This is a genomic window from Streptomyces sp. NPDC042002, assembly GCF_055588305.1.
This window is the reverse complement of record NZ_JBVJCT010000014.1, coordinates 102,762-122,719: the sequence shown is the minus strand read 5'-3', so window position 1 is coordinate 122,719 and position 19,958 is coordinate 102,762. Positions and strand designations below refer to the sequence as shown.

General features: G+C 70.9%; 18 protein-coding genes. 7 read left to right on the top strand and 11 right to left on the bottom strand.

The window, feature by feature from the left end; all coding sequences use genetic code 11:
* Positions 1 to 153: 153 nt before the first annotated feature.
* On the bottom strand, positions 154 to 885 hold the full coding sequence (locus ACZ6KY_RS21935) for a GvpL/GvpF family gas vesicle protein (RefSeq protein WP_469311970.1): 732 nt from the start codon (positions 883 to 885) through the stop codon (positions 154 to 156).
* A 430-nt stretch (positions 886 to 1,315) separates the two neighbouring features.
* The gene (locus ACZ6KY_RS21930) at positions 1,316 to 1,495 is read right to left on the bottom strand and encodes a CsbD family protein (protein ID WP_469311969.1); all 180 of its coding nucleotides are present in this window, start codon (positions 1,493 to 1,495) and stop codon (positions 1,316 to 1,318) included.
* A gap of 253 nt (positions 1,496 to 1,748) precedes the next feature.
* On the opposite strand from ACZ6KY_RS21930, the gene ACZ6KY_RS21925 reads away from it, so the two are divergent.
* The gene (locus ACZ6KY_RS21925; RefSeq protein ID WP_469311968.1) at positions 1,749 to 1,919 is read left to right on the top strand and encodes a hypothetical protein; all 171 of its coding nucleotides are present in this window, start codon (positions 1,749 to 1,751) and stop codon (positions 1,917 to 1,919) included.
* Between the two features lie 127 nt (positions 1,920 to 2,046).
* Here the strand turns inward: ACZ6KY_RS21925 and ACZ6KY_RS21920 are convergent, their stop codons facing one another.
* Positions 2,047 to 2,646 (bottom strand): DUF5709 domain-containing protein, encoded by a 600-nt coding sequence (locus ACZ6KY_RS21920; RefSeq protein WP_469311967.1) that lies wholly within the window; start codon positions 2,644 to 2,646, stop codon positions 2,047 to 2,049.
* A 179-nt stretch (positions 2,647 to 2,825) separates the two neighbouring features.
* Between ACZ6KY_RS21920 and ACZ6KY_RS21915 the strand changes: the two genes are divergently transcribed.
* From ACZ6KY_RS21915 to ACZ6KY_RS21900, 4 genes are all read left to right on the top strand, one after another.
* Entirely contained in the window at positions 2,826 to 2,999 is a 174-nt protein-coding gene (locus ACZ6KY_RS21915) for a CsbD family protein (protein ID WP_328551817.1), read from the top strand.
* A 282-nt stretch (positions 3,000 to 3,281) separates the two neighbouring features.
* Positions 3,282 to 4,826: an MFS transporter gene (locus ACZ6KY_RS21910; RefSeq protein ID WP_469311966.1), complete on the top strand. Its 1,545-nt coding sequence runs from the start codon at positions 3,282 to 3,284 to the stop codon at positions 4,824 to 4,826.
* Between the two features lie 539 nt (positions 4,827 to 5,365).
* Positions 5,366 to 7,645: a M4 family metallopeptidase gene (locus ACZ6KY_RS21905; RefSeq protein WP_469311965.1), complete on the top strand. Its 2,280-nt coding sequence runs from the start codon at positions 5,366 to 5,368 to the stop codon at positions 7,643 to 7,645.
* Positions 7,646 to 8,163: 518 nt separating this feature from the next.
* Complete coding sequence (locus ACZ6KY_RS21900; RefSeq protein ID WP_469311964.1) at positions 8,164 to 10,707, top strand: discoidin domain-containing protein; 2,544 nt, start codon at positions 8,164 to 8,166, stop codon at positions 10,705 to 10,707.
* 114 nt (positions 10,708 to 10,821) lie between these two features.
* Here the strand turns inward: ACZ6KY_RS21900 and ACZ6KY_RS21895 are convergent, their stop codons facing one another.
* From ACZ6KY_RS21895 to ACZ6KY_RS21860, 8 genes are all read right to left on the bottom strand, one after another.
* Complete coding sequence (locus tag ACZ6KY_RS21895) at positions 10,822 to 11,088, bottom strand: hypothetical protein (RefSeq protein WP_469311963.1); 267 nt, start codon at positions 11,086 to 11,088, stop codon at positions 10,822 to 10,824.
* A 366-nt stretch (positions 11,089 to 11,454) separates the two neighbouring features.
* Positions 11,455 to 12,408 carry a Ppx/GppA phosphatase family protein gene (locus ACZ6KY_RS21890; RefSeq protein WP_469311962.1) on the bottom strand — a complete coding sequence of 318 codons (954 nt, stop codon included), beginning with the start codon at positions 12,406 to 12,408 and terminating at the stop codon, positions 11,455 to 11,457.
* A 209-nt stretch (positions 12,409 to 12,617) separates the two neighbouring features.
* Complete coding sequence (locus tag ACZ6KY_RS21885; RefSeq protein WP_469311961.1) at positions 12,618 to 13,094, bottom strand: ATP-binding protein; 477 nt, start codon at positions 13,092 to 13,094, stop codon at positions 12,618 to 12,620.
* 116 nt (positions 13,095 to 13,210) lie between these two features.
* Complete coding sequence (locus ACZ6KY_RS21880; RefSeq protein ID WP_469311960.1) at positions 13,211 to 13,651, bottom strand: OsmC family protein; 441 nt, start codon at positions 13,649 to 13,651, stop codon at positions 13,211 to 13,213.
* 160 nt (positions 13,652 to 13,811) lie between these two features.
* On the bottom strand, positions 13,812 to 14,489 hold the full coding sequence (locus tag ACZ6KY_RS21875) for a response regulator (RefSeq protein WP_401336077.1): 678 nt from the start codon (positions 14,487 to 14,489) through the stop codon (positions 13,812 to 13,814).
* On the bottom strand, positions 14,486 to 15,844 hold the full coding sequence (locus ACZ6KY_RS21870) for a sensor histidine kinase (RefSeq protein ID WP_469311959.1): 1,359 nt from the start codon (positions 15,842 to 15,844) through the stop codon (positions 14,486 to 14,488). Before ACZ6KY_RS21870 ends, ACZ6KY_RS21875 begins: the two co-directional genes overlap by 4 nt.
* 209 nt (positions 15,845 to 16,053) lie before the next feature.
* Entirely contained in the window at positions 16,054 to 16,902 is an 849-nt protein-coding gene (locus ACZ6KY_RS21865) for an ABC transporter permease (protein ID WP_469311958.1), read from the bottom strand.
* Positions 16,899 to 17,834, bottom strand: coding sequence for an ABC transporter ATP-binding protein (locus ACZ6KY_RS21860; RefSeq protein WP_469311957.1), 936 nt, complete (start codon positions 17,832 to 17,834; stop codon positions 16,899 to 16,901). Before ACZ6KY_RS21860 ends, ACZ6KY_RS21865 begins: the two co-directional genes overlap by 4 nt.
* A gap of 499 nt (positions 17,835 to 18,333) precedes the next feature.
* Between ACZ6KY_RS21860 and ACZ6KY_RS21855 the strand changes: the two genes are divergently transcribed.
* A complete protein-coding gene (locus ACZ6KY_RS21855; protein WP_469311956.1) occupies positions 18,334 to 18,849 on the top strand; it encodes a hypothetical protein in 516 nt (171 codons plus the stop codon).
* Positions 18,850 to 19,074: 225 nt separating this feature from the next.
* Positions 19,075 to 19,911, top strand: coding sequence for a PP2C family protein-serine/threonine phosphatase (locus ACZ6KY_RS21850; protein ID WP_469311955.1), 837 nt, complete (start codon positions 19,075 to 19,077; stop codon positions 19,909 to 19,911).
* The last annotated feature ends 47 nt before the right edge of the window (positions 19,912 to 19,958 follow it).

Sequence of the window (19,958 nt, the reverse complement as noted above, 5' to 3'; positions counted from 1 at the left end):
CGGACGGCCCACTTCGGGTTCGTCGGCTCCGGCGGTCCGGATCTTTCGCGCCCAGGCCCCGAAGCGGCGAAGTGGAGCCGTGTCCGGCTCACGCCGGGTGACGGGCCCGCTCGGAGGGTCCGGGGTGCTGTGCCCGATGCTGAGACGTCTCCGTCAGCTGAAGCTGTACGGAGGAAGCGGACCGTCGAGCTGGAAGTCGAAGCCCTCGCCCATCTGGTGGGCGAGGCTCAACTCCGTTGCCAGGAACAGTTCGTCCTGTTCCTCGTTCACCAGGAAGGAGACGCTCAGGAAGTCTCCTCCGTCCGCCCGGGTGGAGTCGATCTTCCGGGCGAACGGGCGGAGCGCCTCGACCACGCCCGACGCCAAGGCCTCCTGCCGGGCCCGCGTTTCCGCGGCGACCAGCTCGCCGAGACGCGGAGCCGTGTCGGGGTCGGCCGTGCCGGCGTTGATCCGGTCGTTGAGCCGCCGGGCCGTCTCGGACTCCGAGAGGATCTCCCGCAGCAGCATCTCCTCGTCCTGCGACGCCTTGAGGTGGTACTCGACGCAGCCCTCCAACTGGCCGAGCCGGTCGGCGTAGTCGTCCGCACGTTCCTCCAGCGCGAGCCGGACCGCTTCGTCGTCCGGAGCGGTGCAGCCGAACCTCAGGGGAAGGACGGTGCCGTCCGCCATCAGACGCTTCTGGACCGCTTGGTGCGTCTCGATGTCGCGGTCCGTCCCGATGTCCTGCTGTCCGACGGGCGGTTGCTCCGGCGCGTCACTCACCACAGCGCAGAGCGGACCCGCGGTCACTGTACGCAGCCGGGCGGGCGACGGTCCGACGCCTTCAAGGTCGTCGAGGCGGAGCGGACGGTCCTTGAAGGTGATCGAGTAGACGTGGACGGCCATGGCTCACTCCTCCGCGTGAGACGCGCTTCTCTCCCACTGGGAGGAGCGCCGGGCCGGTCGCCACCCTTGCGCGACCCTCTCCTCCTGGCTCCCGCCGGTGAGGCCGCCTCGAGTCCGCGGCACCACAGTCACGGTGCCTCCCTTCACCGGCTGTGATGTCTCAGCGCCGGTCGATCTGCCCGTGTGCGGCGCGGTGCGCCTTGTCGCCGGTCCGGCGGCCGTCCGGCGGGTTCTGCCGCGGCAAGGTGTCTCCGGTCGTGGCGGCGGACGCCGCACATCGGGCGGAAAATCCCAATACCATCATATAGGCGCTATTTGTAGTACCAGATAAGGCGCACCTCATGGGGCGGTCCCTTCGGATCGCGCGGCCCGCGGGAGTCGCGGGCCGCGCGATCCGAAGCAGGAGCGGCGGGACGCTGAAGCGTCATGGTCAGTGCTTCGTCCACCCGCGCACGCGTGCCGTGGTCTTCTCCGTCATCTCCTGGGCCTTGCCGCGCAGTTGATCACGGCGCCCCGCCCTTTGCACCGAGGTGTCGCCCAACACCTTTCCGACGGACTCCTTCACCTTGCCCTTGATCTGCTTCGCCTTCGCGTTGCCCTTGAACATCATCGTCGCCGTCCTCTCGGGGCGCTCCGTGCCGCGGCGCGGCGGGCCGCGCCTCCGTTCCTCACCGTGTGGCCTGGCGGACGGCATCGCAAACCGGCGTACCCGGCCGCGTACGACGCCCGTGGCTGCCACGGGTTTCCCCGCGTGACGGAGGGGGACCCGATACTGACAGCCCGGAGCCGCAGGAGCGGCCGGACCCGACGAGGCCCGAACGGAGAAGGAACCGGGGCCGAGCAGAGAAGGAAGAAGAAGAGCCGTGACCGCGGACATCATCACCAGGACCACCGCACGACCCGAAACGGGATGGGCCATGGCGCGCCGTCGGCGCCGGAGCGGTCCGCGCACCTGTGTTCCGGCGACGGCCGACCGAACGGCCCGCACGGACCGGTCCGCCCCCGAGTGGAACATCGTCAGGGGCGAGGACTGACCGACCGTCATCTCGTATCCGTACGACCGCCTCGGCACCGTACGACCGCCTCGGTGCCGTACGACCACTTCGGTGCCGTAACGAACTCAGGTCCGCGCGTTCCGGATCTCCGCGCACCGGCACCCCGCTAGGGAACGACGTCCGTCTCGGAACGCAGTCGGCGGACCTCGTCCTCCGGGGCGCGGCGCCCGTCCTCGTCCGGCAGCCGCTCCGGCATGTCGTCGTCGGGAATCAGGTGGGCGACCGCCTCCTCCGCGGAGGCCGTGTCGTCGTCGCTGCCGGCGTCCTCGGCGATCATGTCGTGCTCCGCGTCCTCGTGGGCGCCCTCGTCGAGGGCCAGGATCCGTTCCGCGCGGTCCGCGCCCACCTCGTCGTCCGGGAGCCCGTCCTCATCGTCCGCCAGGTCGCGCGCGTCGTCGTCCTCGTCGGGCTCCTCCAGCGCCGGATCCGTCCGTTCCTCGGCCAGCTTCTCGTCCAGGCTCTCCCCCTCACGCTGCTCACGCGCGGTGGTGCCCCGATGCTCCACGGCGAGCGGGCGCTCGGGCGGCGACCACCCTTCGTCGAAGGGATCCGAGCCCCGGTCCTCAAGGGTGTCCTCAGGGTCGAGGATGCCTTCGTCCTCGCGGACATCGGGGCCTCCCGGCTGGTAGACCTCATCACCCATGACGTCGTCCTCGCTCTGGCTGCCCTGGACGGGCGTGACTCTCCGGACGGATCGAAGCGTCATCGGCCCATGTATCCAGGCTGGCCCAGCCCACCCATTCCGGCACGCCGGAGCCGCACGCGACCACGGAGGGTCACCGGGCGGCCGGGTACTGATCCTCGATCCACACGTTTGACGCGGGCCGCGCGGGTCACTCGATGCCTCGACACCCGAAGTCGATCGTGATGGGGAAGTGAGACATCGTGGGTGGCGAGGAGAAGGCCAAGGCCAAGATGGAACAGGCCAAGGGCAAGACGAAGGAAGCTGCCGGGCGTGCCGTGGGCAACGAGCGGATGACCGCCGAGGGCCGCGCCGAGAAGGCGAAGGGCGACGCACGGCAGGCCAAGGAGAAGACGAAGGACGTCTTCAAGGGCTGACAGCTCCGTAGAGGGAGTCTGCACGGTCGTTCTCGACCGAACCACGTGGGGCCCGTTCCACGGAACGGGCCCCACGGCCATGCGTCGGACCGCTGACCGCTGACCGCTGACCGCTGACCGCTGACCGCTGACCGCTGACCGCTGACCGGTTACTGGTCACCGGCGCCCACCGTGACACCTGCCCGCCGCCCTCCGCTCTGGCCGAGCCGCGTCATCGAGGCGCTGCTCACGGGGGCGAGCCGCCCAGGATCTCGTGTTGCCGGATGCCCGCACGGGCCCAAGATGGTGGGGGAGCGGCGGAGAGGAGCCCCCGGCGTGGGACCGGACACGCAGGCAGACGGACGCGGGGACGGGACGCGGGGGGCGGCCGAAGGCGCCGATCCGCGGCGGTGGCGCGCCCTGTGGGTCACTCTCGTCGCCGGGTTCATGAGTCTGCTCGACGTCACCATCGTGGCGGTGGCCCTGCCCTCGATGCAGCGCGACCTGCACGCCACCCCTCCCTCCATCCAGTGGGTCGTCTCCGGCTACGCCCTGACCTTCGCGCTGGTTCTCGTGACGGCAGGGCGGCTGGGCGACGCGATGGGCCGGCGGCGGATCTTCCTGATCGCGCTCGCCGCCTTCGTCCTGTGCAGCGCCGCGGCGGGAGCCGCCCCGACCATCACGCTCCTGATCGTGGCCCGGCTCGCGCAGGGCGTGGCCGCCGGCTGCCTCGCACCGCAGAACTCCGCCCTCATCCAGCAGATGTTCCGGGGAGCCGAGCGCGGCCGGGCCTTCGGGCTCTTCGGCGCCACGGTCGGCATCTCCAGCGCGGTGGGCCCCGTCATCGGCGGACTGGTCCTGATGCTCGCCGGCGGACCCCAGGGCTGGCGCTGGATCTTCTACGTGAACGTACCGGTCGGAGCCGTCGCCTTCCTGCTGGGCGTGCGCCTGCTGCCCAAGGTCGCTCCGGGGCGCCGTGAGCGACTGGACCTGCGGGGTGTCCTGCTGCTCGGCTGCGGCGTCCTCGCGATGATGCTTCCGCTGGTCCTCGCCGAGTCCGGCGGCATGAGAAGGCTGTGGTGGCTCTTCCCGGTCGGGCTGGGCCTCCTCGTGGCGTTCGCCCGGTGGGAGCGGCGCCTGGCGGCCGGCGGCGGTCAGCCGCTCCTGCATCCTCGCCTGGTGACGAGCACGCGGGGGTACGCCGCCGGAGCGGCCATCGCGGCCCTGTACTTCGTGGGGTTCAGCGGGGTGTGGCTGGTGTTCGCCCTCTACTTCCAGAACGGCCAGGGCTACACCCCGCTGCGCTCGGGACTCGCGGTGACCCCCTTCGCCATCGGTTCGGCCGCGGCGGCCGTGGTGGCCGGGCGGCTGGTGGAGCGGCTGGGCCGGCTGCTGACCGTCTGCGGTCTCGCCGCCGTCGCTCTCGGACTGGGCGGAGCGGTGCTGGTGCTGCGTCTCGCTCCCGGCGGGACCGCACTGTGGTTCGCGGCTCCCGTGCTGTTCATCGGCGGTCTGGGCAGTGGCTGCGTCATCTCGCCCAACGTCACGATGACGCTGCGGGACGTGCCCGTACGGATGGCGGGAGCGGCCGGCGGCGCCTTGCAGACGGCCCAGCGGCTGGGTGGCGCCGTCGGTACGGCCGCGCTGCCGGGGCTGTTCTACGTGGTGCTCGGCACGAGCCGTCACGACTACCGCTCCGCCGTGGTGATCTCCATCGGTTCCGGGATCGTGTTCATTCTCGGCGCCCTCGGCCTCGCCGTTCACGACTGGTTGCGCGACCGCAAGCCCCGGCGTCCGCCCGGCCCACCCGAACTGCCCCACAGTCACGCCCACGCCGATCGGCTCTGAGGGCCGATCCTCCGAGCGCGGGTCCCGCGCTCCGTCCCGACCGCTACGCCCCGCCCGCGGAGCCCGCCCTTCTCCGCCAGGAGGCGTCCGGGCCCCGGACCGCACGAGTCCGCGGCGGCGGTCGTGTTCACAGCCATCTCACAGCGAACGAACAGGTCCGACCGGGGTGCGGCCGAGGTGATGAACTCGCGCTAGGCAATGGTCAGTTCAAGCCGATCTTTTGTCGCCTCCATGACAAGACCATCGGTGGGATGTCACTCTGCTGTCGAACGTTCACGCTTCGTTCACAACCCCCTCGCGCCCCGCACCCCTCCTCACCCACTGGCGCACCCTCACCCTCACTCCCACGGTCCGCACCCTCACGATTCGCACGGTCACGATCCGCCCCCTCGCGATCCACGCGCCGCCGAGTCCGCGAGCGCCTTCGTGCGGTACTTCCTGCGGCGCTCCTTCCCGCCCGGCCCTCCGTGGACCGGCCGACCCCTTCGGTCCGGTCGCCCAGGGTTCCATCCGGGTCAACCCCCGCAGAAGGAGACGACTTGAACCGGCAACACCTCTCCGCCCGCCGGCGCGGACGTGCCGCTGCCCTCGCCCTCACCACCGCGAGCTCGTTACTGGCCCTCGCCGTCCAGCCGGGCTCCGCGTCCGCCGCCGCGGACCCCGTTCCCGCCAGGAGCGTTGCGAAGATCGTCGCCCAGCCCCGGGCAGGTGCCGCCCAGGTCCCGCTGTCGCCCGCCAGGCGCACCGCCCTCGTCCGGAGCGCGGGAGCGGCGGCGGGTGCCACCGCGAAGCGGCTCGGCCTCGGCGCGCGGGAGAAACTCGTCGTCAAGGACGTCATCCAGGACGCGGACGGTACGACCCACACGCGGTACGAGCGCACCTTCGCGGGCCTTCCGGTGGTCGGCGGCGACCTGGTCGAGCATCTGAAGAACGGCCGCAGCACCGTGTCCGAGGCCAGTCGGTCCACCATCACCGTGCCGAGCGTCGAGCCGAGGACCACCGCCGCCGACGCCGCGGCGAAGGCCCTCACGGTGGGCAGGAAGGCGGCCGTCGCGCGATCCCGGGTCGACGGGGCACCCCGGCTCGTCGTCTGGGCCGCGGGCGCCCGCCCGGTCCTGGCCTGGGAGTCGGTGATCGAGGGCGTCCAGCCCGACGGCACACCGAGCGAGCTGCACGTCATCACCGACGCGGCCAACGGCAAGGTCGCCTCCCGGTACGAGGGCGTGGACACCGGCACGGGCACGGGCCAGTACGTCGGCGCCGTGCCGCTCTCCACCACGCCGTCCGGATCGGCGTACCAACTGGTCGACGCGGACCGAGCGGGCCACCGCACCTACGACCTCAACCAGGGAACCTCCGGCACCGGAACCCTCTACACGGATGACAACGATGTCTGGGGCGACGGCACCCAGGCCGACCGGCAGACCGCCGGTGTCGACGTCGCCTACGGAGCGGCGGCGACCTGGGACTACTACAAGGACGTCTTCGGCCGCAACGGCATCCGCAACGACGGTGTGGCCGCCTACAGCAGGGCCCACTACGGGAACAACTACGTCAACGCCTTCTGGTCCGACAGCTGCTTCTGCATGACCTACGGCGACGGCTCCGGCAACGCCAAGCCGCTGACGGCGCTGGACGTGGCGGCCCACGAGATGAGCCACGGCGTCACCAGCGCCACCGCGAACCTGACGTACTCGGGAGAGTCCGGCGGCCTCAACGAGGCGACGTCGGACATCTTCGCCGCGGCGGTGGAGTTCCACGCGAACCTGGCGGCCGACGTCCCCGACTACCTGGTCGGCGAGAAGATCGACATCCGCGGCGACGGCACACCGCTGCGCTACATGGACAAGCCCTCCAGGGACGGTTCCTCCCGCGACTACTGGGACTCCTCGCTGGGCGGCATCGACGTCCACTACTCCTCGGGGCCGGCGAACCACTTCTTCTACCTGCTCTCCGAGGGGAGCGGCGCGAAGACCGTCAACGGCGTGTCGTACGACAGTCCGACCCATGACGGCCTCCCCGTGACCGGTATCGGCATCGAGAACGCCGCCCGAATCTGGTACCGCGCGCTGACGACGTACATGACGTCGACGACCGACTACGCCGGTGCGCGGGTCGCCACCCTCCAGGCCGCCGCCGATCTCTTCGGGGCCTACAGCGACACCTACCTCGCCGTGGCGGACGCCTGGGCGGGCATCAACGTCGGCGACCGTATCGCCCTGGGTGTCAACGTCGCCCCGGTCGCCGACCAGACCTCCGGGGTCGGCCAGGAAGTGTCCCTCCAGGTGAACGCGTACACCACCAACACCGACGCGAGCCTGACCTACGCGGCCACCGGACTGCCTGACGGCCTGGCCATCAGTGACACCGGCCTGGTCTCCGGGGTCCCGACCACCACCGGGACCAGCGACACGACGGTCACGGTGACCGACAGCACGGGCGCGACCGTGTCCGTGGCCTTCCAGTGGCGGATCGCGTACATCTACGCCAACAGCACCCGCGTGGACATTCCCGACCTGGGCGCGGCGGTCGAGTCGCCGATCACGATCACGGGCCGGCCCGGCAACGCCTCGGCCGGCACCGAGGTCTACGTCGACATCATCCACACCTACCGCGGTGATCTGAAGGTCGATCTGGTCGGCCCCGACGGCACCGTGTACTCGCTGCTGAACCGCAGCGGGGGTTCGGCCGACAACGTGGACCAGACGTTCACGGTGGACGCCTCGGCACAGCCGGTCGACGGCACCTGGAAGCTGCGCGTCCAGGACCTCGCGTCGATCGACGTGGGCTACATCCAGCAGTGGCGGATCACGCCCTGATCCGTCGATGACCCCTGCCCGTCCGGACCGCCGCCGCGGACCGGACGGGCTCGCTGTCCGCGCCGAGTGTCCGCGGGCGTCCCGCCGTTCCGACGGCAGGATGCCCCCGGGCGCTCGGCTTCTGTGCGTCCTCGGCTGTTTGTCCTCGATCGTGAGTTTCGCAGTCTTCTCGAACGCGGGTTCCGCGACGGGCCGCCCGGGTGTCCCGCGCCCCTCCACGCCCTCCCGCGCCTTCAAGCCTTGACGGATCCGAGCGGCCTCCGGTCCGTCCGTGACGCCCCCCGTCCAGGTCAAACCCCATGAAGTGGCCCATCAACGGGGCCTCCGCGAGCACGAGTTGAAGAAACTCGTGTCGCGGGACTTGCCACCTTGATGGTTCATTACTTAAATCAAACCGTGAACTAAGAGCGCTGGAAGGCCAGTTCATACCCCTCCTTCTCACATGGCAGAGCTGTGTCCTCAGCTCCCGATTCAGTGTGTCCGCTCCGCTCGTCACCCCACCCGCATGGAGTCACGGCATGAAACTCAGAACCCTGGGTGTCGCGCTGGCCGCAATGGCCGCGCTCATCACCCTGCCCTTGCAGAGACCGGCCGCCGCGGCCGATCTCCCGCTGTCCCAGGGCAAGACGGCCACGTCCTCCTCGGACGAGAACGGCGGCACTCCCGCCGCCTACGCCGTCGACGGCGACACCGCCACCCGGTGGTCCTCGGCCGCCACGGACACCCAGTGGCTCCAGGTCGACCTCGGTGCCTCGGCCACGATCACCAAGGTCGTCCTCAACTGGGAGACCGCGTACGGCAGTGACTACCGCATCCAGACGTCCCCGGACGGCAGTACCTGGACCGACGTCAAGACGGTGACCGGCGGCGACGGGGGCACCGACAGCCTCGACGTCTCGGGCCAGGGCCGCTACGTACGGATGTACGGCGTCCACCGCGCCACCCAATACGGCTACTCCCTCTGGGAGTTCCAGGTGTTCGGCACCAGCGGCACCACCACGCCCGCGACCTGCGACACGGCCAACGCGGCGCAGGGCAAGACGGCCACCGCCTCCTCCACCGAGAACGCGGCGAGCCCGGCCTCGGCAGCCTTCGACGGCAACACCGGAACGCGCTGGTCCAGCGCCTTCTCCGACCCGCAGTGGGTCCAGGTCGACCTGGGAGCCACCAGCGACCTGTGCCGGATCGACCTCAACTGGGAGGCGGCGTACGGCAAGGCCTTCCAGATCCAGGCCTCCACGGACGGCCAGAACTGGACCACCCTCAAGACCGTCACCGACGGCACCGGGGGCACGGCGTCCTACGACGTCTCGGGCCAGGGCCGCTACGTACGGATCTACGGGACGACCCGCGGCACCGCGTACGGGTACTCCCTGTGGGAGGTAGCTGTCCACACCGGTACGGGAAGCGGCACCCCGCCCGTACAGGGCGGCGGCGACCTCGGGCCCAACGTCATCGTCGTGGACCCCTCGACGCCCGATCTACAGGCCAAGTTCGACCAGGTCTTCGCCCAGCAGGAGTCGAACCAGTTCGGTTCCGGCCGCTACCAGTTCCTGATGAAGCCGGGTACCTACAACGGCATCAACGCCCAACTCGGCTTCTACACCTCGGTCTCGGGCCTCGGCCTCAACCCCGACGACACCCACATCAACGGCGACATCACCGTGGACGCGGGCTGGTTCAACGGCAACGCCACCCAGAACTTCTGGCGTTCGGCCGAGAACCTGTCGATCACTCCCTCCAACGGCACCGACCGCTGGGCGGTGGCGCAGGCCGCTCCCTTCCGCCGCATCCACGTCCAGGGCGGTCTCAACCTCGCCCCGGCGGGCTACGGTTGGGCTTCTGGTGGCTACATCGCCGACTCCAAGATCGACGGTACGGTCGGCCCGTACTCCCAGCAGCAGTGGTACACCCGTGACAGCTCGGTCGGAGGCTGGACCAACGGCGTCTGGAACATGACCTTCACGGGCGTCCAGGGAGCGCCGGCGACGAACTTCGACTCCGGCCCGTACACCACCCTGGACACCACCCCGGTCTCCCGCGAGAAGCCCTTCCTCTACATGGACGGCAGCACCTACAAGGTGTTCGTGCCCTCCAAGCGGACCAACGCCCGCGGCGTCTCGTGGCCCAACACGGCCGGTTCGTCGATCCCGCTGGACCAGTTCTACGTCGTCAAGCCGGGCGCGACCGCGGCGACCATCAACGCGGCCCTCGCCCAGGGCCTCAACCTGCTGTTCACCCCGGGTGTCTACCACCTCGACCAGACCATCAACGTGACCCGGGCCAACACCGTCGTCCTCGGTCTCGGACTCGCGACCATCGTGCCGGACAACGGCATCGACGCCATGCACGTCGCGGACGTCGACGGAGTCAGGCTCGCCGGTTTCCTCATCGACGCCGGCCGCTCCAACTCCGACACCCTGCTCCAGATCGGTCCGGCGGGCTCCTCGGCCGACCACTCCGCCAACCCCACCACCATGCAGGACGTGTTCGTGCGCATCGGCGGCGCGGGCCCCGGCCTCGCCACCAACTCGGTCGTGGTCAACAGCGACGACGTCGTGATCGACCACACCTGGCTCTGGAGAGCCGACCACGGCGACGGCGTCGGCTGGGACACCAACCGCGCCGACTACGGCCTCGTGGTCAACGGTGACGACGTCCTGGCGACCGGCCTGTTCGTCGAACACTTCAACAAGTACGACGTGTTGTGGAACGGCGAGAACGGACGCACGATCTTCTTCCAGAACGAGAAGGCGTACGACGTGCCCAACGCCGCCGCCATCACGCACGACGGCATCGTCGGATACGCGGCCTACAAGGTCGCCGACTCCGTCAACGTGCACGAGGCGTGGGGTCTGGGAAGCTACTGCAACTTCACCACGGACCCGACGATCGTCCAGGCGCACGGCTTCCAGGTCCCCGTGAAGACAGGGGTCAAGATGCACGACATCCTGGTGATCTCCCTGGGTGGCAAGGGCCAGTACGCCCACGTCATCAACAACACCGGCGCGCCCACCTCGGGGACGGACACCGTCCCGTCGAAGGTCACGCAGTTCCCGTGACCCTGAACGGCGCCGACTGACAGGTACGCGGGTGCCGGCCTCCCCCTCTTCCGGGGGAGGCCGGCACCCGCACGTCGTTCGCGCCGGGCCACGGCTGCCCGGCGCCGCCGCCGCTCAGGCGGAGGGGTGTCCGGAGCGGGAGTCCATCGCCGCCCTCATGCCGACCCCCGTCGTGTCGAGAGGCAGGTCGTGGGCCCGGGGCGCTTCCCGGTCGGGCGGCCCCGCCGGTTCCACGAGGGCGGCGTGGACGAGGAGACGACGGGCCAGTTCACGTGCTTCGGCGGGGGTGAGGGACGCCCATACCCCGTGCTCGTCGCCCTGGTCGGGACCCACGTCCAGAGTGACGCGGCCGATCGGCCGGTCCGGCGTGGTCAGCCGCATCTCCTTCACGGAGATCCTGCGGCCGCAAGAAGTCACCAGGGGCGACTCGCCCGCCCCGGCCCGCCCCGATCGCCGCTGTCCGGACGCCATCATCGCTCTCACGCCTTTCCACGAACAGAGCCGCCGGTGGGTACACCGCACCAGGTGACACTCCGCGCCCCGGCACCCGCCGGGCTATCCAAAACAGCATCGAGCGGTACGGGTTTGTTCCCGGCCCGCGATCGTCGCGCGCCCTCGCAACCGCTCCCGCCCAGCCGTCCGTCGGGCCCGTACGTCTCCAACGCGCGGTGCTGTTCACGCGTTTGACGGGATCCGGTGGTCGCGAGCCGGTGCCGCGGGGGCGTCGCGGCCGGGTGACCGGCCGGGTCAGCGGTGGGCGGAACCCTTGGAGCGCAGGGCCCCGAGACGCTCCAGGAGCAGACCTTCCCGGGTGGACCAGGGGGAGATCTCCACGCTGGTGGCCCGGCAGGCCTCCATCAGGGCTTCCGCGACCAGCGCCCCGGCCAGGGACTGACCGGCCCGGTGACGCGAGATGCCGGGCAGAAGGCCGCGGCCGGCGGACCCGTTCCTGGCCAGCACGCCCACCGCGGCCCGTACTTCGTCCAGGGTCAGCCGCTGCGGGACCCGGGAGCGGCCGCGGCCGGCGGTGGTGTAGCGGGCGAGCTGGGTGAAGGTCTTGGAACAGGCCAGCACGCGCCCGTCCGGCTCGGCCCGCGGCAGCTCGGCCACCTCGGCCAGGCGGTCGCTCAGGTGATCGCGTACCTCGGCGAGCCGTCGCTTCGAGGACACGGCCTCGGCCAGTTTCCAGTCGCGGGTGACCGTGCGGGCGCCCAGCGGCAGGGAGAGGGCCGTACGGGGCTGCCTGGACGTGCCGGACGCGATCTCCACGGTCCCGCCGCCGATGTCGAGCACCAGCAGGGAACCGGCCCGCGCGCCTGCCCAATGGCGTGCGGCCACATAGGCCAGACGGGCCTCCTCCTCGCCGGACAGCACCCTCAGCCGGGTGCCGGTGGCGCGGGCCACCTGGGCGAGGACCTCCTCGCGATTGGGCGCGTCGCGAATCACCGACGTGGCGAACGCGTACACCTCCGGCAAGGACTCCCGGTCCTCGGCGAGGGTTTCGGCCACGGCCCGCTGCACACTGCGTACGCCTGATTTGTCCATACGTCCCGTCGCGTCGAGCGTCTCGTGCAGTTGGAGCCGTACCTTTCGGGACAGCACCGGCTCCATGTCGACCCCGGCGCGTCGCCGCGCCACGGTGAGCAGCGCGCTGTGACAGCCGACGTCTAGTACACCTGCCTGCCGCACTGTGTTAACCACCCGTTTTCCTGCCGAAGGAGTTCTGCGAACTCACCATTGTCCCGCAACCCGGCCGTTGTGACGCGACACGATTTCGTTTCGGCTCTTCAGGCGTCCTTCAGCGTGCCATGGCGATGTCGCGGGGCTGCCACGGCGCTCCTGCGGGGCTGCCAAGGAGACTTCGCGCGCTGCCGCGTGCCCCCACTGGCGCGGGGGTGACGGGGCCAGCGTCAGGTGGCGGTGTGGCTCACATCACTGTTCGGCGTGTCGGCCAGTGTCACCACGGCGGTGATCCGTTTGCCGACGGGTTCCCGGTGCACCTCGAAGGCGTCGCACACGGCCATGACGATTTCCAGCCCGTGCTGGCCGACCCGGCCCGCGTCGGCGGCCCGCGCCACCGGAAGGGTCGGGTCGGAATCCCACACGGTCGCCCGCACGACGCCCTGGCCGACCTCCAGCGACAACAGGCACGGCCCGGCCGCGTACTTGACGGCGTTGGTCACCAGTTCGCTGACGACCAGGGGCACCATGCCCATCACCCGTGCGGACACGGGCAGTCCGGCGACCGCCTGCACCCGCGTCAGGAAGTCGCGGGTGAACGCCCGCGCCTGGGCGATGCACGCGGAATCACCGTCGTACGCCACGGACGCCTCGATGAGTGCACCCCGCTGTTCCTGCTGTCCCGCTTCGCTCACCGGTTGGCCCATACGATCCGTCCCGCGTCCACCGTCTTCGACGTTCGGCGTCTGCCCCGGAAACGCCGCTTCACTCCACCCGGCCGCGTGTTCGTTTCGCCGGGCCGGGCCGACCGGTCCCTGCGCGGTCATCCGTCGGCGATCGTCACGGTCACGGGGGTACCGGCCTCGACCGTGCGGCTGACCGTGCAGAGCCGGTCGTGGGAGGCCTTGACGGCCCGGGGAAGGATGGCGCGGGCCCGGTCGCCGGGCTCGCCGTCCGGGAACGTCACGGAGAAGGTGACCGCGAGGCCGGTCATCCGGTTTCCGAGCTCGTCGGCGATCTTGTCGCCGGTCACGGTCAGGGTGAACCGCGAGGGCTCCGCGTGGCGGCTGGTCGCGACATCGACGTCGGCCGCGGTGCAGCCCCCGATGGCGGCGAGCAGCAGCTCGACCGGGGTGAAGGCGTCCTCCCCGTCCGGATCGGAGCCGGTCCCGAAGGCGATGGTCCCGCCACGCGCGTTCGTCGCGGTGAAGTGCCCGGTGCCGGTCCGCTCCACGGTGACGAGACGCAGGTTGTCGTCGGTCATACCGCCGACCCTAGTGTCGCGCCGCACCACCCGCCTCGGATGCGGCTCGACCCGGTCACCGGCCGCGGCCCCCGCCCCCACCGGCCGTGTCGTCCGCCGGGCGGAGGCATGCGCCGGTCACCGACGCCGTAGTACGCGGCCCTCAACGGGCTCGGGGAGGTCAGTCGGGCGGGTTCGGGCGGACGACGCCGAGGTCGTAGGCGAGGATCACCGCCTGGACGCGGTCGCGGGCTCCGACCTTCGACAGGACGCGGCCGACATGGGTCTTGACGGTGGATTCCGCCACGACCAGCCGCTCGGCGATCTCGCTGTTGCTCCAGCCCTCGCCGATGGCGACGAAGATCTCGTACTCCCGCTCGGTGAGGGCGCGTACGCGGGTGTCGTCCTGCGGTTTTCCCGTCACCGGATCGTGGGGGAGGTGCTTGGCGTAGGTGTCCAGGAGGCGGCGGGTCAGGGCGGGGGCGATCACCGCGTCGCCCGCGGCGACCGCGCGGATGCCGGCGAGCAGTTCCTCCGGATGGGCGTCCTTGAGGAGGAATCCGCTGGCTCCGGCGCGCAGCGCGGCGTAGGCGTACTCGTCCAGGTCGAAGGTGGTCAGGATCAGGACGCGGGACCGGCCGCCGGACGCGACGACCCGGCGGGTGGCCTCGATGCCGTCCATGCCGGGCATCCGTACGTCCATCAGGATCACGTCCGGGCGGAGCTCGGCCGCCCGGCGGACGGCGTCGCCGCCGTGGGACGCCTCACCGACGACATCGGTGTCCGGCGTGCTCTCCAGGAGCATGCGAAAGCCGAGGCGCTGAAGCGGCTGGTCGTCGACGATGAGCACACTGGTCACGCCGCACCGCCCGCGGCGGCCGACGGAGCGAGGTCGGTCCCGTCCAGAGGGGTGAGGTCGAGGGTGGCCCGCAGCGTCCATCCGCCGTCGGGGGCGGGTCCCGCGACGACTGTCCCGTTGTAGAGGGCCGCGCGTTCTCTCATGCCGGGGATTCCGTGTCCTTCGTCGTCGTGCGCCCGGGAGCGGGCGGTGCCGGTGCCCGGGCCGGTGTCGTGGACGTCGATGTGCAGCAGGGTGTCCTCGACGCTCACCAAGAGATCGACGCGTGTCTCGGGGCCCCCGTGCTTGAGGGCGTTGGTGAGAGCCTCCTGGACGATGCGGTAGACGGCGAGCTGGACGCCGCGGTCCAGGGTGCCCAGTTCGCCACTGCTGCGGTGGACGACGCGCGGTCCGGCGGCCCGTATCCGCTCGCACAGGCCGTCGATGTCCCCGATGCCCGGCTGGGGGCTCAGCTCGGGCGTCGCGGGAGTCTGGGTCTGCTCGCGCAGGACGCCGAGCATGCGGCGCAGTTCACCGAGCGCCTGCCGCCCGGTGTCACCGATGAGCAGCAGGGCCTGCTTGCCGCGTTCCGGCGCCAGGTCGCTCGCGTACGCGCCGCCGTCGGCGAGGGTGATGATGACGGAGAGGTTGTGGCCGACGATGTCGTGCATCTCGCGGGCCACGCGGGTGCGTTCGGCGGCGGCGGCCAGCTTGCTGCGCTGGTCGCGTTCGACCTCCAGGCGGGTCGCGCGGTCCCGCAGGACGGCCAGCTGGCCACGCCGGATCCGTACCGCCAGTCCGAGCGCGACGGCCGCGGTTATGGTGCTGAACAGGAAGAACAGCGCGTCCAGGACATGCACGTCGGACGGCAGGCGTACGGCGACGAGCCCCAGCGCACCGGCCGTGACCGCGCAGGCCGCGGGCAGCCGTCGCAGCTCTCCGTGCAGCACCAGGCTGTAGAGGGCGATCAGCACGGCGACGTCGGCGCGCAGAAACACGCCCAGCGCGAGCTGGAGGATGAACACCGCGGTGATCACGGCGAAGGCGAGGGACGGCCTTCTGCGCCGCCACAGCAGGGGGAGTACGAGTCCGGCCTGTAGCGCGAGTGTCCAGGGCAAGGGCAGGTGGGTGAACCGGGTGTCGAATCCATGGTGTCTGCCGTCGTCGTCGTGCACCAGGTCAGGCACGCAGAACAGCAGCGCCACGACAGCCGTCACCGCCGCGTCGAGGATCCACGGACGCTTCCGGTCGCCCTGCTTGAGCCGGCGGCCGGAACGGGACAGCGTACGGGCCAGCGGGTGGTTCCACGGCAGGTCCGCCTCGGCGAACGGCCGGTCGTCCGCCGGGTCGAGCGGGGCGGTGTCGTCGATGTCCATGGGAGTCACTGGTCCGCGTTCATGGGTCTCACCTGTCCATTGTGGGTCCGGCCGCGTCCTCGTACGCGCCTCCTCATGTCGTCGTACGGGCGCCACCGCGCAGGTCCGTCGTGGTGCCCGGTCCCCGGTGCCCGGACGGCACGGCACCGGACCGGGTGAGCCGGTCGGGTGCCGTGCCGGTCGTGCGGCGCGGCGCGGTGCGCGGTGTGTCAGGCGTCCGAGCGGACGAGACGGTAGGCGGCGCCCGCCAGGGCGAGCACGGTCCAGCCGAGGAAGACCACGAGCCCGGCGGTGGGCGACAGGGTGGTCGAGTCGTGGGTCAGCGCGAACATCGACTCGCCCGCGTTGCTCGGCAGGTACGGGCTGATGTTGTCCTGCCACGAGCTGGGCAGCAGCGAGATCAGACCGGGCACCAGCATCAGCGAGGCGACCAGGACCGAGATGCCACCGGCGACCGAGCGGAGCAGGGCGCCCAGGGCGGTGCCGATCACGCCGACCAGACCGAGGTAGAGGCCCGCGCCCAGCAGGCTCCGGACCACGCCGGAGTGGGACATGGTGAGGGCCGCGGGCGTACCGGAGACGACGCCGCTGTCGATCGTGAACGCGACGAAGACGCCGACGGTGGAGACGACGAGGGCGACCAGGCCGAACACCGAGGCCTTGGACCACAGCACCGGCAGGCGGCGCGGCACGGCGGCCAGCGTGGAACGGATCATGCCGGTCGAGTACTCACCCGCGGTGATCAGCACACCCAGCACACCGAGCGCCAGCTGCGCGAAGTTCGTGCCGAACACGGAGAGGCTGAGCGCGGTGGCCGCGACGTCGTCGCGGTGCATCGGACGGCCGGAGTCGAGCTCGGACTTGTAGTGCGCGGCGGCGATCACGCCGAACGCGACGAGGAACAGCAGTCCGAGGCCGAGGGTGATCCAGGTGGAGCGCAGCGACCACAGCTTCGCCCACTCGGAGCGCAGCACACGGCGGCCGGTGACCTTGTACGTCGGACGGGCCGCCCGCGCCGGTGCCGGTGCGGGGCTGTCGGTGACGGTGACGGTGCTCATGCCGCCCTCCCAGGGGCCTCGACGGTGGCGCTGGCGTGGTACTCGACAGCGTCGCGGGTCAGATCCATGAACGCCTCTTCGAGGGAGACGGTCCGGGAGCTGAGCTCGAACAGCGGGATGCCGTGCTCGGCGGCCTTGAGACCGATCGCCCGCGGGGTCAGACCCGTCACCTGGAGCTCTTCGGATCCGGCCGCGCCGGTGATCTCGACGCCGGGGCCGGCCAGCACCTCGCGCAGGCGGGCGGCCTGGTCGGTGGCCACGGTGACCGTGTCACCGCCGGCCTGCTGGATCAGCTCCTGCACGGTGGTGTCCGCCAGCAGACGTCCGCGTCCGACGACGATCAGGTGGTCGGCGACCAGCGCCATCTCGCTCATCAGGTGCGAGGAGACGAAGACCGTACGACCGTCCGCCGCGAGCCCGGTGAGCAGGTTGCGGATCCACAGCACGCCCTCGGGGTCCAGCCCGTTGACCGGTTCGTCGAGCATGATGGTGGCCGGGTCGCCGAGCAGGGCCGCGGCGATGCCGAGGCGCTGGCCCATACCGAGGGAGAAGGCGCCCGCGCGCTTCTTGGCCACCGTCTGGAGGCCGGTCAGCTCGATGACCTCCTCCACCCGGCGGCGCGGAATGCCGTGGGTGTAGGCCTGGGCCATGAGGTGGTCGAACGCGGACCGGCCCGGGTGGATCGACTTGGCCTCGAGCAGAGCGCCGACTTCCTGGAGGGGCGCGGTGTGCTGGGCGTAGTGCTTGCCGTTGACCGTGACGCTGCCGCCGGACGGCGCGTCCAGGCCGACGATCATGCGCATGGTCGTGGACTTGCCCGCTCCGTTCGGGCCCAGGAAGCCGGTGACGGTGCCGGGCTTCACGACGAAGTCCAGCTGGTCCACCGCCGTCTTCTCCCCGTACCGCTTCGTCAGCTGATGTGCCTCGATCATCGATGTTCCCTTACGTTCGGGGGCAGGCCCCCCACCTGACTGCTCACCCTCAACGCTAAGAGGTCATTTCCCGGGATCCGTGGCACCTGAGAGCTGGGTTGCCGTGAGGCCCGTAGTACCGCGGTATCACTCGGGTCGGGCGCTCGGATGACAGGCCGGGGAACCCCGGACGCCGACAGCCGCCCAAATGGCAGAGCTGACAATCGACGGACCCGGCGCCTGCGGTGAGGGTGTCACCGTGCCGGAGAGAACCGAGAGGCCCGGTCTGCGTGAACGCGTGAACGGAAGAAGGACGAGACCCGACGCCGACCTGCGCCGCCGTGATCGCCGACTGCGCGCTGTCGGCCGCGCGTGCCGTCCTGCGCACCCCGCGCGACCGCCGTACGGCCTGGCGTCCCCGTGGAGCCCGACCGCCTGCTCCCGCGGGCGTTCACCTTCCTCGCCATGGTCGGAGCCACCCCCTCGTGAGCCATCGCCGTCGCGTCGTCGTCACCGCGATATGCCCGACCGCCGCCGTGGTGGGAGCCGCGGGCGGCTGGGTCCGGCCGCCACCATCGCGGTGGTCGTCACCGCCGTCGCGGCGCTCGCTCCGGTGCCCGCGGCCATGGGACTCGTGGGCCGCCGTATCGACGTACTCCGTGTCCGCCGCCGGCCGGTCGCCGAGAGCGCCGGGTACCACGACGGATGGCACCGCTACGCGCGCCCGGTCGCCCGGCACCCGTGGAAGTCCTTCACCGCGGGATTCGTCCTCGTCGCCCTCTGCGCGATCCCGCTGTTCTCGACGCGCCTCGGGCACATCGACGACGGCGCGGATCCGGCGGGCAGCACCACCCGCGACGCCTGCGACCGGATAGCCGGCGCCGACGGTCCCGGCTTCGGACCCGGGGTCAACGGCCCCTTCACCCCGGTCGTCGACCTCGCCGACGCGACCGCGTCCGCCGACCAGGCCGCGGTCCGGCTCGCCGACCTGCCCTCCCCGACTCCCTCAAGGCCACCGGCGCGACGGGCCGTCTGACCGGCGGCACCGCGGGCCGGCTCGAGTTCCGCGACACCGTCACCGAACGTCTGCCCCTCATCATCGGCATCGGGCGAGTCGCCGCGTTCCTCGCACAGTGCACCACCGTCTCGCGGGCGGGACGGGGCTGCCGGCCGAGGGCTGCCGATGTCGGGTCCGTTATCATCCGATAAAGATGTTTTCCTGACATTTCTTTCATCGTGTGGCTTTCTCCCGGGGTGGTCGATGTCCCGCAGGGCCCCGACGGGCGACGACGACGAGCTGCTGGCCAGGCTCGGATCGCTGACCGCCCAGGCGCGCGAACGCGCGGAGTTCCAGCGCTCGCAGGTCGAGCTGGCCATCGCGCTGCAACGCGGCATGCTTCCGGGAGACATGCCGTCCGCCCCAGGATTCGACGTGGCTGTCCAGTACGCGCCCGCCTGCTACGGGCTCAACGTGGGCGGGGACTGGTACGACGCCTTCAAGCTGCCCGACGATCGCATCGGCCTGTCCATAGGCGACGTACAGGGCCACAACATCGAGGCCGCCGCGTTCATGGGACAGGTCAGGGTCGGCCTGCGGGCACTCGCCTCGGTCACGAGCGACCCGGGAGAGCTCCTCGCCCGGACCAACGACCTCATGCTGTCCATCGGCACCGACCTGTTCGCGACCTGTACGTTCATGCGGCTCGACCCGGCCACCGGCGTACTGGAGAGCGCGCGGGCCGGACACATACCGTGCGTCTGGGCGACGGCGGACGGGAAATCCGGCATCACCGAGGACGAAGGGGGGCCGCCGCTCGGCATCGAGGCGGGCATGCGGTACCCCGTGACACGGCACCGCCTCACCACCGGCGGAGTCTTCGTCCTGCTGACCGACGGCGTCGTCGAGGGACCATTGATGAACGTCGACGAAGGGCTCGACCAGGTCGTACGGCTCGCCGGCATCGCCGCCGTCGCGGGCCTGTCGGCCGGTTCGCTGGCCGCCGCGGTGATCAGGGGCGCCGAGCGGGTGGGACACGAGGACGACGCGGCCGTACTCGTGGTCGGCCACGGCGCGCCCACCGTCCGGCCTCCTGGGTAGGAGCCCACTGTCTGTCCCCAGGGGTGCCATCACTGTCCAGGCCTCTG